The sequence below is a fragment of the Paenibacillus sp. UMB7766-LJ446 genome (genome assembly GCF_030226665.1).
GTDB lineage: Bacteria > Bacillota > Bacilli > Paenibacillales > Paenibacillaceae > Paenibacillus > Paenibacillus vandeheii.
This window is the reverse complement of the sequence record NZ_JASOYM010000016.1, coordinates 114,650-127,648: the sequence shown is the minus strand read 5'-3', so window position 1 is coordinate 127,648 and position 12,999 is coordinate 114,650. Positions and strand designations below refer to the sequence as shown.

Annotated in this window: 13 protein-coding genes; 9 read left to right on the top strand and 4 right to left on the bottom strand. The window is 44.7% G+C overall.

Annotation, left to right across the window (positions count from 1 at the left end; all coding sequences use genetic code 11):
• Positions 1-59: 59 nt before the first annotated feature.
• The 3 genes from QP794_RS29105 to QP794_RS29095 are packed head-to-tail and all read left to right on the top strand — an operon-like array spanning position 60 to position 2,772.
• The gene (locus QP794_RS29105; RefSeq protein WP_285080188.1) at positions 60-812 is read left to right on the top strand and encodes an SMI1/KNR4 family protein; all 753 of its coding nucleotides are present in this window, start codon (positions 60-62) and stop codon (positions 810-812) included.
• Positions 813-815: 3 nt separating this feature from the next.
• On the top strand, positions 816-2,117 hold the full coding sequence (locus QP794_RS29100; RefSeq protein ID WP_285080186.1) for a hypothetical protein: 1,302 nt from the start codon (positions 816-818) through the stop codon (positions 2,115-2,117).
• Entirely contained in the window at positions 2,065-2,772 is a 708-nt protein-coding gene (locus QP794_RS29095; protein ID WP_350338902.1) for an SMI1/KNR4 family protein, read from the top strand. Before QP794_RS29100 ends, QP794_RS29095 begins: the two co-directional genes overlap by 53 nt.
• Positions 2,773-2,871: 99 nt before the next feature.
• Here QP794_RS29095 and QP794_RS29090 read toward each other — a convergent pair whose 3' ends face one another.
• Positions 2,872-3,186, bottom strand: a complete 315-nt coding sequence (locus QP794_RS29090) for a hypothetical protein (RefSeq protein ID WP_285080185.1) — start codon at positions 3,184-3,186, stop codon at positions 2,872-2,874.
• A gap of 193 nt (positions 3,187-3,379) precedes the next feature.
• Between QP794_RS29090 and QP794_RS29085 the strand changes: the two genes are divergently transcribed.
• Positions 3,380-4,087, top strand: a complete 708-nt coding sequence (locus QP794_RS29085) for a cupin domain-containing protein (protein ID WP_285080183.1) — start codon at positions 3,380-3,382, stop codon at positions 4,085-4,087.
• Between the two features lie 125 nt (positions 4,088-4,212).
• Here QP794_RS29085 and QP794_RS29080 read toward each other — a convergent pair whose 3' ends face one another.
• On the bottom strand, positions 4,213-5,259 hold the full coding sequence (locus QP794_RS29080; protein WP_285080182.1) for an aromatic ring-hydroxylating oxygenase subunit alpha: 1,047 nt from the start codon (positions 5,257-5,259) through the stop codon (positions 4,213-4,215).
• A gap of 353 nt (positions 5,260-5,612) precedes the next feature.
• Here QP794_RS29080 and QP794_RS29075 point away from each other — a divergent pair, with 353 nt between their 5' ends.
• Positions 5,613-6,062 (top strand): carboxymuconolactone decarboxylase family protein, encoded by a 450-nt coding sequence (locus QP794_RS29075; protein WP_285080181.1) that lies wholly within the window; start codon positions 5,613-5,615, stop codon positions 6,060-6,062.
• Between the two features lie 37 nt (positions 6,063-6,099).
• Complete coding sequence (locus tag QP794_RS29070; protein ID WP_285080180.1) at positions 6,100-7,026, top strand: sigma-70 family RNA polymerase sigma factor; 927 nt, start codon at positions 6,100-6,102, stop codon at positions 7,024-7,026.
• A 173-nt stretch (positions 7,027-7,199) separates the two neighbouring features.
• Here the strand turns inward: QP794_RS29070 and QP794_RS29065 are convergent, their stop codons facing one another.
• Positions 7,200-7,844 (bottom strand): spore coat protein, encoded by a 645-nt coding sequence (locus QP794_RS29065; protein ID WP_483311968.1) that lies wholly within the window; start codon positions 7,842-7,844, stop codon positions 7,200-7,202.
• A 131-nt stretch (positions 7,845-7,975) separates the two neighbouring features.
• Here QP794_RS29065 and QP794_RS29060 point away from each other — a divergent pair, with 131 nt between their 5' ends.
• Together QP794_RS29060 and QP794_RS29055 are read left to right on the top strand one after the other, a co-directional pair.
• Positions 7,976-8,509, top strand: coding sequence for a hypothetical protein (locus tag QP794_RS29060; protein ID WP_285080178.1), 534 nt, complete (start codon positions 7,976-7,978; stop codon positions 8,507-8,509).
• Positions 8,510-8,543: 34 nt separating this feature from the next.
• Positions 8,544-9,275, top strand: coding sequence for a DUF1361 domain-containing protein (locus tag QP794_RS29055; protein ID WP_285080176.1), 732 nt, complete (start codon positions 8,544-8,546; stop codon positions 9,273-9,275).
• Positions 9,276-9,353: 78 nt separating this feature from the next.
• Here QP794_RS29055 and QP794_RS29050 read toward each other — a convergent pair whose 3' ends face one another.
• Complete coding sequence (locus QP794_RS29050; RefSeq protein WP_483311967.1) at positions 9,354-10,310, bottom strand: serine hydrolase domain-containing protein; 957 nt, start codon at positions 10,308-10,310, stop codon at positions 9,354-9,356.
• 373 nt (positions 10,311-10,683) lie between these two features.
• Here QP794_RS29050 and QP794_RS29045 point away from each other — a divergent pair, with 373 nt between their 5' ends.
• Positions 10,684-12,990, top strand: a complete 2,307-nt coding sequence (locus QP794_RS29045; protein ID WP_285080175.1) for an ABC transporter permease — start codon at positions 10,684-10,686, stop codon at positions 12,988-12,990.
• Positions 12,991-12,999: the final 9 nt, after the last annotated feature.

Below are 12,999 nucleotides of genomic sequence, written 5' to 3'. Positions count from 1 at the left end.
CTGATCAATTGAATGAACTGTCGAGAATTGAATGAAACAATCGTTGGGAGATGTCGTGAATGTATATAGTATCTCATGCGTTAAAGCCCGTACCCGCTAAGGAACTGGATCATTTTGAAGAGCAGCATTCCATCGCGTTACCTGTGTCTTATCGCCAATGGCTGGAACAATACGGGGAAGGGACATACACAGGCTGGATGAATGTGCAGCGGCCGGATCAGGAGGTACTAAAACCTTTTGCTGAATATGATTTTTGGATGCACACGGAGGATACGCCAGTTACACAGGAGCAGCTTAAGGAGTGTATCAGTATCGGCAGTTCGGTGGATGGTGATTTCCTGGCGATTCATCCAGATGTGAAGGGACTGCTATGGCTCCCGCGTCATGATGAGTCTATAATCTTGTGGACGTGCTCAGAAGCTGACTTTGGAGAGACCCTGGACCGGATCTATTGCCGATATTACCATCAGGATAAACCGCTGGCCCCAGCGTATTTTGAACCCTGGAATGAGCTGCGAAACCATACGTTCTACCACTTGGTTAAAGTCGAGCGCGAAGACTCCATGAAAGAACTGGCTGAGTTGTGTAAGAGCAAATTCAAGTGGGATGCAGTGCTGGAAAATGAGTACACATGTAAGCTTTTTATGGTCTCTATGGGTGGGTATTTACGCTTTAATTATGCGAATGGCAGGGAAATTGCGTTTTTCTATGAAGAGATGCACGGGACGGACGGTGCAAAGGATCACGATCTGGATCAATTTTTGCTGGCACATCACTGTACAGTCGTCAATAGAGGTGGAGTGGAGGAATAAATATTGAGTTGGTTGAAAGAAGACATTGCAGAAACGTGGCGGAGTGAAGGCAAACGATACGCAAAGGATGTTAATGCATTTGTGCGCAGAGGCATGGCAGGAGAGCAAGTGGACGAATCGGAGCTGGAGGCGGATGCGCGAGTTCTGATTAGCACTGAAGTGTGGAATATGGTGAAGCAGGCCAATCTTCAAGGAGATTTGGAACGGCTTCGGCTTGAACTGCCTGCTGCAACGTGGCCATTGAACGAAAATTTTCAATCTTTCATGCAGGCCGTGAGGGTGGTAGGATATCTGAACGCGGAAACGATTGTATTCACAATTGGCACCTTCACGGAGAATGGCAGTGTATATACCGCTGATCAGCATGGTTGTTTGCCTTTCTCTCAGTATACCTTCGCAGGTTGTTCACCGGACAGTGCAGACTATGCGTTGGCCGGATCGGAAGATATTCGTATCATCAGACAGCCTGATCGCCATCTGGTAGGACAAGAGATTGCGGTATATCGCTGGGAAGATATCCAATCCAGTATTCAGCAGGCATTGCCGCGCATCGAATCCCTTGCTGACTGTGAACATCCAGAGCGCACACTTGAAGGACTCATTCCATTTAATGATGGGAAATCCGTTCTTATCTTCTCCACTTATGGAATCTATCTGCTAGATCAAGGCCAGCTATCCCTGCTGCACCCGGATCTTGCAGAGATTGAAGAATACGAGTTGGAAGATACCCAGATTGATATGGGGCATGCAGCGGTCTCACGCGACGGTCGCTGGATTGCCTACGGCAGCCAGGTGAGTAATCATATGATTCTGGATCGTGAACAGAATAAGACGTATTCCCTTTATCCCGAATCCAGTTATCCTCATCATGCGGTGTTCACCACCGATAGCTTGAAGGTATGGTTTAATGCATGTCACTTTTATAACGGGGCTACAATACAAGTTCAGTTGGAAACGATTGATGGCAATGAGAGTAAGGAAGACTGGCCTGTAATGGACGAGAATGCCCGTGTTTACGCTGCTGTGGCCATTGATGCAGGCATGATGCTTGGGGATGCATACGGATATTTATATTGTGTGAATAGTGACGGGCAGGAAGTGTGGAGACATTTTGTAGGCAGCACCATCTATTCCTTGGCGAGCTCTCCTGACCAGTCCAAGCTTGCAGTGGGTACGTTCGGGGGCATGCTGCATTTCCTTGACCTGCACTCCCAAGAAATGGACGAATATGGGATCGGTACAGGAACTATCCGTGAGCTTGAACGTTATGTGTTGTGGCGCGGAGAAGAACCTGTACGCTGGTAAACCCCGCAATAACTTGATCTTAGATGAATGGGAGGGATGCTTCATAACACCTGAGGCTAATGCAAAATGGAATGAAATGTTGAATGCGCTGAATGAGCTCCTGAATGAAAAGATCCAGGATGACGAAATTCGGCAGTTATACGAGGAATACCAGCATCGGGCGGGTGCTTCTGAACAGAGTCTAACCGCATTGGAAACGGAATATGGCGTCCGACTGCCGGAGGATTTCCGCGCCTTCTATCAGCGTAAGGACGGGAGTGGTTATGCATTTCATATTTTGTATCCGGGTGATGCGGAGGCAGAGGAGTGTAATCCGTTTTATCTGATGTCATTGAAGGAGATTCGGGAAACCAAACAATACTTCTGTGAAGTGGATGAGAAGTTGGACGAGTACTATTCCCCAGATGAGATCAGCAAACTGGACCCGGAGATTAAGCCCTACTTATTCCATAAAGAGTGGATTCCGTTTGCAACGATGGCGGGAGGCTCCCTTTATTTGATGCTTGATTTTGATCCAACAGAGAAAGGAACCTACGGGCAAGTCATTATGTATGTGCATGATCCGGACTTTGTTTATTATGTGTCTGAGACGTTTACAGACTTGCTGGAAGTGTCCAACCGTAATCTGAAGATCATGGATGAAATTGAGTATTGATGAAGGGGGGGAGGGGTTAAGCCTTCATCATGCGTGGGTTAAAAAGTTGAACAAGGAAAGGAGCTGCTGGTTGCAGCTCCTTTCCTGCAATTTTTAGCATTAAAAAATACGATGGCCGTGGAAACCTCCGCCAGGTCCACCTGGTCCACCAGGACCCCCGGGTCCTCCACCATGTGGACCGCCCGGATAGCCTCCTCCAGGGAATGGGCCGTGAGGACCGCCAGGGTAACCGCCATGCCATCCTGGGCCTCCGATGGGAAAGGGCAGCGGAAACGGAACGATGGGTGCATAGGGGTATGGATAAGGATATGGATAAGGATATGGATAAGGGTAGGGATAGGGTGGCGGTGGATAATAAGGGTAAGGATAACCCGCAGTTGGCGGGATAGGTACTGAACCAGGTCCGTAAGCCATGATGCATGCCTCCAGTGTTTAATTGATGATATCAGCCTATGCTGCGATGTAATGGAGTGACACAGAGGAATTAATAGAACGTGGTACGGGTGAAGGAGCACTAGGCACAAATGGGCTCACGCATAGAAGCCCAGAGCATAAGCTGGCGTATAGGTTATCACCTAAACCGAGAGCGAAGGGCAGGCGTTTTATTTTGGCAACCTCCTATATGGACTACACCTTACCTACCACCCAATTTACATTTGATGTGAACCAGAAACTTTTATTCAAAAAAGACGGAAATAACTATATTAACTTTCTCTCCATTCATCAATTAAACACTTTGGGTAACGTATCCTTGTTGGATATTTTTCTTAGCACCGGTAATGTGGTTGAACCCCATATTCATCAAAATGCATCCGAGCTGGTGTATTGCATCAGTGGTTCAGCTGTCGTTTCTCTCATCAATCCATTTACCAATGAGTTGTTAAACTTAACGATTACCCCAGGCCAAGTAGCAAATGTTCCGCAAGGCTGGTGGCACTATGAAATTGCAACGGTAGATCAGACGCATCTGCTGGCGATTTTTGATGCCCCTGTTCCTGAAGCCATTTTTGGTTCGGACATTTTGCGTCTTACACCTGCAAGCGTCCTGGCCCATACGTACTGTCTCGATGAAAACAAGGTGAAGGATACGCTTGCTCCCATTCAAAAAACAGTAATCATTGGGCCGCCTGTTGACTGTGCAACTCAAGTATCGCCGGCCACAAACAACATGCCACATCCGAATAGTCAGCCTAACGAACTGCCTTATGTGAATCGCCTTCCGTATTGGGGAACATGGGTAGATCCCCGTATTATTCACGAACCAGGCTGTCCGTATTATACAGAACCTCCTATGAATACGAATAATCAAGGGTAAGTGACAGATATAAGCATTTTATAAGTAAGGTCAATCCCAGTACATCTTCACGAACGAAAGTGTAGCAATTAGACAAAAAAGATGCGTTTGCATGAACGCATCTTTTTTGTCTGTTTGTGTTCAATTTATGAAGTGTAGTTTCTTCCCAAGCCCAGCTCAGTCAATAACTGACGATATGCAATCGAGGTACGGTCTGCGGGAATATGTGCTTCTGCATGCAAATCCAGCGGCAAATCCTCCGGTTTCTGTGATTCCACCATTTCACGGTCCTCCTCGAATACCTGCAAGTTAAACTTGATCGTATCTTCAATTGGAGCATCCTTGTCAAAGTTACGCGTAATCGGACAGAACAACCGTGTAAAGCGTGCAGAAATTGGTGAGGCGCAGTTCAGAATGTTCAGTTTGTCGTTATCCGGGAAGTGAACCGTAAGGGAGGCGGCGAATGGCGGAAATACGCGGAATTCACGCAGCCATTGAAAACCTTCGGGGGCTACATTATCCTGACCTTTACCATAATTGCTGACAGAACTCCAGTATTCGGCAAGCAGCTGATTGCCTTCACGTTTTACTTTGTATTGGGGCACTTCGGTGTTGTTCCGATCGCCAAACGTCTCTGTATGCACGTAGGCAAAATGGGATACATCCAGAAATCCCTCCATCTGACGTCCTGCCGAACCTGCGATATCAAAGTTCGGAGGCAGAATGTTGACATAATCCGGATCATCCCATCCTGGGAATGAAGGAATTTGCTCATCGTTTCCGGCGAGTGAAGTCCAGATCAGGCCATAACGTTCGACCGCAGGATAGACGATAAGTTTCAGTTTGGGAGAAATTTTGGAGCTGGGGTGTGCAGGCACGGCGGTGCATTTACCTTCACAGTTATAACGGAAACCATGATAGGGACAGACGATTTCCCCATTTTCTACCCAGCCCTTACTGAGCGGAGCACCACGGTGAAAACAAAGATCCTTGGCAACTACAACGTTGTTGTTGCTTCGATACAGAACCAATCTGACATCAAGCAATTGAGCGGCGAGTGGTTTATCTATCACTTCGTTTGCTTGAGCAATCGGATACCAATATTGAGATAAGACATGCCAGTCTTCAGCGGAGAACGTGCAGCCGCGGGGCAGTTCGGAAGTAAGTTGGGGATTGGAATTGGAAGTTATCATGGAAGTCACTCCTTGCTGGGATAATGAATCGTTCGTTATTCATGTCAGGAAAGTTTACTTTATAGTCGTATGTTACTACTCTTTTGTTTGGAGTATCAATATGTGTAATCGTTTTTTGTTTAAAATGACAAACAATACAGCGGACACCTAACATAAATACGGAATTATCTGATTATACATAACGTTTTGCGTAAACTATATCCATGTTGGGCAAGCTTCATTGAGTTTACTCATCTTACATAGTTGAGCATTATGCTGTTCTCAAATATCCTGAAAATTTTTTATAGAAAATGTCACAGATATGAGTCTTGATTTGTCTTAAGGTTGTAGACCAAAATACGGAGGCGAATGAGATGAATTTAAGAGTGAATTATAGAGTGGTTAATTCGGGTGCTTTCAAAGCAATGATGGCACTGGAGCAGCATGTTTCGGGTCAGTTTGAAGATAATAAAGTGTTATATGAGCTGTTGAAAATCCGTGTGTCGCAAATCAATGGCTGTGCGTTTTGTCTCGATATGCATGCCAAAGATCTGATGAAGCTGGGAGATTATGCCGATCACATTTTGCTGCTAAGCGTGTGGCGCGAGGTACCTTTGTTTACGGAAAAAGAACGTGTTATGCTGGAGCTGGCTGAAGCCGTAACGCTTGTTTCGGAACAAGGCGTACCACTTGAATTGTTTGAAAAAGTGAAGGAACATTTCAGTGATGCTGAACTGGTGGATCTGATCATGGCGATCAACACCATTAATAGCTGGAACCGGATCGCAATTACAACAGGGATGTATCCTGGTTGCTTTAATTAAGTAAAGTTACGACCATCTGCCAGAGGAGGCCATTCTCATGAAATTGGATTCCCTCATCAATGAGCCAGAAGTGTCTTCTCTGGAAGTTGGTGAATTGTATATTCGTTATAAAGCCTACGCCTTTTCCATTGCTTACCGCATGCTCGGTAGTGTGGTGGAGGCTGAAGATATGGTGCAGGACTGCTTTGCAGAGCTTCAGAGCAAGTCTCTTGATAATATCCGTAATCCCAAGTCCTATATTGCTAAACTAGTCGTAAACCGAAGTCTGAATCTGCTGAACTCTGCCCGCAATCAAAGGGAAAGTTATGTTGGAGAATGGCTTCCTGAGCCGATGAGTGACAGTGGAATAGGGAACATTCCGGAAGAAACCATGCAGCAGAAAGAGATGATTTCCTATGCTTATCTGGTTATGCTGGAGCAGCTTTCTCCGATAGAGCGTGCTGTTTTTGTACTTCGTGAGGCGTTCCAGTATGAGTATGCGGAAATAGCAGATTGGCTTGGAAAATCGGAAAGCAATTGCCGTCAAATTTTTAGCCGGGCCAGACGTAAGCTTCCCGATCATCTTCCCCCGCTGGAACATCGTTCTGCTGATTATGCTGCCAAAGAAAAACTTCTCTCCCGTTTCACAACGGCTTTTCTGAGTTATGATGTCAACGCCATGCTGGAGCTGCTGGCCGAGCAGCCTGTATTTACGGCAGATGGCGGTGGACGTGTGCATACGGTCATGAGAACGATGAAAGTTCGTAAAGGTGTACTCGCCTTGTTGACCTCTCGCCGGGTGTTTACCCGATTGCGAGAACGAGATTGGGTGCCCACATTTATCAATGGAGAACCTCACCTTGCATTACTGGATAACGGTCAGTTGTCCGAAGTTCTGTGTCTCAAGCTGGACTCTCTAGGAGAGCGGATTGAGGGATTCTATCTCGTTGTGAATCCGGACAAACTAACATCGGTATCGACATAATACATTCTTGGAATGGAACAAGAAGCGCGGAATGCATGCTAAAGCGGCACATCCTTTAGAGAGGAGTGCTGCTTTTTTCACTTCTGGATCGAAGCCGTAGCAGCACAAAGAACAGCATCTTACAACCTTGGAGGTTGAAGATGTTGTTCTTTGTTATTCGAGCTTATTTTAAATTAATGAAGAGGTGGCATGTTGTTATTTGGCATTTGAGGTGCACCGTTTGCCGGGACATATGCTTGAAGCATCTGTGTGGTATCATTTGCATTCAGTTGAGGCACTTGATAATAAGCATGTTGATTTTGATACATGAAAATTTCGTAAGCCATCTCGATAAATTGTTGTACCTGCGAAGCGATAACTCGGCGTACGGTCCCATTCGAAATTTCAGGAGCAGACATGGCCAGCAGAGAGGCATGTGACTTGATCAATCCCAGCATATGACCACTGATGCCTGCATCTTTGACGTCGGCGAGTGATTGATTCGGCTTTTTCGGTGCAGATGGCTTGAGGCCATATACGGGCGGAACGATGTTTGGAATCATGTAGGTTGCCGTCTCCTCATGCGGTTTCTGTCCAGTTGAGAAACATTCTGCCGTCAGATTGTACTGGGACAGCATGAAATTGTACTGACGATCAAGAAGTTGAAGCAGTTCAGTGTCCTGTACAAACGTTCTGAAAATCATGTATTGATCCAGCACGTTGATGGCCCCTGACAGAATTTCGTGCATATCGAACATTTCATGTCCGCCATGGTTCATTTGAGGTGTGAAGCCTGGATTTGCGTTGTTTGCAGGTTGCATTCGGTTTGAAGGCTGCATTGAATTTGAATTCATGGTAAATTTGATTCTCCTTTGGGAAGTGGTATGATCCTAGTATGGTCTTCAACAGTAAATTTATGTAATGTGTTTTGGTTTTAAGCAAAAATAGAGACAGGTACGGTGGTGGTTGGATGGAAACGGACTGGAATGTTCCAAAAGCGTTATTCGTTAAGCATTATGGGAGCGCTGTACAGATGCATCGGGGTGGTGTTTATGCACAATATAAACAATGGGATGTGCCTCAAGAGCTGGAGCAGACATGGATGGAAGAAAGAATAGGTCAGTTAACCTCTGCATTATCTATTATGAACTGGGACGCGGTTGATGAGCTTACGTCGATTGCCAAATATCATGCTAATCCGCTGATCATCGCTGCAATCACAGCATTTGCTTCAAGACAACTGACGAGTGCAGACAGTATGGTTCGTCTGGTGTATGCGGAACGTTTGATTGAGTTAATCAAGCGATATGAATCGATTATTCCGGTGGATGAGCTGCGTGAAGCCTATCATTTGACGATGAACTTGTTGGAGGATGTAGTAACCAAACCGTTGGTGCTTGATCCAGGACATGAACTACAGCAATATGGTTTAAAGGATAAGCGTGGGTTGAATTTGCGTGTGGAAAAGAACAGGGAAGAGATTATCCGATATTTTCGGAACTGAATGTATTTCATTGAATCAAGTGAGGTAAATATTATTGAGAAAACTGAATTATATCAAAATATTGATTTTCCTTAGTATGGTCACGGTGGTGACCCTCGGTTTGTATTATGCAGCTGCGGATTGGTTGGATCAGCGCTATTTTCGCTTCCTGATCTGGAACCTGTTTTTGGGCTGGATTCCTTTTGTATTCTCCTATGTGGCCTATGGCTTCAGCCATGCCAAATGGAAAGGGGCGTCATGGCTTGCCGTAGCAAGCGGTCTGCTCTGGCTATTGTTCTTCCCGAACTCATCCTACATTGTAACGGATCTCGTTCACCTGACGGCACGCAGTTCCCGTTATTATGGCGGAGGGGATGGATTGGACTACAAGTACTGGTATGACTTAATCGTGGTCTTGATGTTCGTCTGGACGGGCTTGTTGCTCGGATTCCTGTCGATGTATCAGCTTCAGGAAGTGATTCATCACAAAATGGGACGATGGGTTTCGTGGATTTTTGTGCTGGTAGGGTGTGCTCTGGGTAGTTATGGTGTCCTGCTGGGACGTGTGTATCGACTGAACAGCTGGGATGCGTTAACCAATCGTGAAACGCTGGTCGAAATTATGCATGAGAGTGTAAGTCGGCCGTCACTCGCTTTCTGTATGTTCTTTGGCACGTTTATTCTAACGATCTATGCAACGCTATATTATCTAATCAATACGAAATCTCCACATGCAAGGAAGACGGAGGTTGGAAGTTCAGAGGCGGATCTGAAAGGCTTGCGATAAACAATAACCCTCAACTCATCGGGAAAACTCCCTAACGGTTGGGGGTTATTTATGCCCATTAAGCGAAAATGAAGAATGTTACAGGCATTCTAACAGTTCAGGAGCAATTCTTTTGGGGAACACATCCAGTGGGGGTTTTTCCTTCTTTCGTTTGTCATTGGTGAGCACTGCAACGAGTTCCAGAGCCGGGACGATATATACAAATTGACCTCCAAATCCACGGGCGTAGTAATAGTGGAGTATGGAAGTGGGTTTTTCCCTAATCCCAGCCTCAGCTTCAGAAGTTTCGCGGGTATAGGCATCCACCCACCAATGCCAAGCATAGCTGCCATGATTGGGTGGGGTAACCGTAATGGCTGGCTTTGTAGAGCGGCTAACAAGATCGTTCGATATCAGCGACTGGTCGTTCCACACGCCTTGCTGCAAAAACAGCTGACCGAATTTTAACAAATCCCTCGGCAGCATCTTTAATCCGAACCCACCAGTATGTACACCCTGTGGGTCACTTTCCCATTCATACTCTTGAATCCCCAACGGGCCAAATAGATAACGTTCCGCGAACTCGGCTACGGACATCCCTGTACTTTGCATGAGGATGGCAGACAAGATCTGTGAAACCCCGGAATTGTATTCCATATATGTACCTGGCACATGACTTAAGCTTTGCTCCAAAGCAAAATTCACCCAGTGATCCGTACGCGTCATGCGCGGAAATGAATTCTGTCCACCAAACTCGTCCCAGTTGAACCCAGCTGTCATGGTTAATAACTGCTCTAACGTAATTTCCGGTTTACGTGGGTCAGGATCTGACCCCAGCTGTGGGAAAAAGGTGGAGATTGGAGTAGACGCTTCGGGCAGCCAGCCGTGATCCATCGCAATACAAATGAGCGCGGACAGCACACTTTTAGTACAGGAATTCACTTTGGCAATATGAGTTGCTGCTTCTTGATTACGGTAGTGCTCGTATATGATTTCGCCACGTACGCTAACAAGACAACTGCGCAGATCCAGCGGCGGGATGGTTTGCTGTAACATGGATGGTATGGATGAAGGGTTCATAGTGTCCTTTCTTAATTGGGACATATCCCATAAATTGAGTGTCGTTAGAAAAAGGTTTGAGCCATTATTTTATCACACGATTTAATAAGTTCTCAATTTATAACCTCAGACTCCGGCATTAGTTAAAACTGGACCACAGACTGATTCAGATGTTCATGTTTATTGATACACTCGGTGCAGCATATAAATGGGGGTATTTTACAGCAAAAAGGGATGTTAACTTTGGTACAGAAGGTTCGGCATACCGATAAAAGAAATTACATATAGTGTCCTGATTAATCCAAAGTAGTGTTCCATGCAAAGGAGCTAATGGTTGTTCATGCTATTACGTATGTTAAGAAATGAGCTTATGAGGAAAAAAGGAATCAACATTGCTTTATTTGTTTTTATTTTGCTGGCAGCTTTGCTTATGTCTTCAGGTACACGCATGATTATGGAGCTAACAAGTTCAATCCACTATTTATTTACGAAATCCGAGACCCCTCATGTTGTGCAGATGCACGCGGGTGAACTGGATGAAACGAAGGTGAATAAGTGGGCACAGGCCAATGAAATGGTAGAGAAACACCAGATTGTAGAAATGATTAACATAGACGGTTCTCATTTATTTTTTGGAGCGGAAGCCGAGAAAAACAGCATTATGGATATTGATTTTGTCGTACAAAATCAGAATTTTGATTTTCTGCTGAATTTGGATAATGAGATTGTGCAGGTGAATGATGGAGAAATTGCGGTTCCTGTTTATTACTTGCAGCAGAAGAAGCTGAAGATTGGTGACAGCATTAACATCAAAGACAATTCTTTCATCAGAACCTACAAGATCGTGGATTTTGTACGTGATGCTCAAATGAATCCATCCATTATTCACTCCAAACGTTTTGTCATCAGTCAGGGTGAATTTCAGTCCTTAAAACAAAATACGGGCGAGACGGAGTATCTGATTGAATTCCTACTTAAAGATCCTCAGATGATCAGTGACTTTACTCAAGCCTATCAAAATACGAATTTGCCGAATGCAGGTCCTGTGGTTAACTATAGTCTGTTCCAATTGTTGAATGCGTTAACCGACGGGGTTGTGGCAGCTGTAGTCATACTTGTCAGTTTAATTTTAATAGTGATCGCTGTACTATGTATCCGTTTCACCATGCTCGCCACCATTGAAGAGGATTACCGAGAGATTAGCATCATGAAAGCTATTGGCATATCCGAGCGTGATATTAAGAAACTCTATTTGAGCAAATATGTTGTTATGGCAGGTTTGGGCTCTATTACAGGCTATTTTACCTCTCTATTGGTGAACCGTTTGCTGATGTCCAATATGATGCTGTACATAGGAACAGCCCCCAAAACATGGTTGCACTACGTCATCACATTATTTGCAGCCGTCATCATTTTCGCCATCGTTGTATTTTTCTGCAACCGTGTGCTTCGACGTTTTAATCATATTTCAGCTGTTGAGGCATTGCGTTCGGGCAGTCTCGGCGAAACCAGAATAAGTCCAAACAGGCTCAGCCTATCCAAAAATCGATGGTTATCGGTTCCGGTTTTCCTGGGTATAAAAGACATCATTCAGCGGTTGAACATGTTCCGTTTGCTATTGTTTGTTTTTATTATAAGTTCATTTATTATGATCGTACCTGTTAATTTCCTCAATACGTTACAAGCCCCAAGCTTCATCTCATACATGGGTGTTGGTCAAAGCGATATACGTATTGATCTGAGGCACTCCGAAGATATCGAACAGCGTTACTCCGAATTAATTGATTATATTCAAAAGGATACAAACGTACTTAAATACTCAGCATTTGTCACAAGCCAATTTAAAGTGTTGAACAGTGAAGGTGGCTATGATCATTTAAGCGTGGAGACTGGAGATTTCAATGTGTTTCCTTTATCTTACGTGAAGGGTGGGGCCCCAAAAAATGAAAATGAAATTGCCTTGTCTGATGCGAACAGTAATGAAATGAAAAAGAAGACGGGAGATACCTTAATACTGTTAGTAAATGGAAAGAAAAAAACAATGACTGTCAGTGGTGTATATCAGGATGTGACCAATGGCGGAAAAACTGCAAAAGCACGCTTACCTTATAACCAAGATCGTGTACTCTGGTATGTCTTGAGTCTGGATTTGAAAGATGATGGAAGTAAAATTTCGGATAAAATTGCGGAGTATGCACAGACATTTGCACCGGCAAAGGTGACAGATTTACAAGGCTATTTATATCAAACGCTTGGAGGGACGATTCATCAGCTGAAGCTGGTTACGGTGTTGGCGCTAGTTGTAGCATTATTGGTCACGATCCTGATTACATCGTTATTCCTGAAGATGCTTGTTGCAAAGGATAACGGTGATATTGCGATATTAAAAAGTTTGGGATTTTCAATTTCCTCAATCCAATTCAAATATGTAACGATGTCCCTTATTGTTTTGGGTGTTGGGGCTCTTATAGGAACTGTACTATCGAATACGGCAGGTCAATTAATGATTAGTGTAATAATGGCTTATTTTGGAGCATCCCATATTGTGTTTGTCATTGATCCGCTGAAGTCATATGTACTTTGTCCGCTGCTGCTGGCAGCTACGATTATCTGTACAGCTATAATCAGTATTCAATCCATTAAAGAATCCAGCATTTCCAAAATGATTGCCGAATAGGGAGGGTGA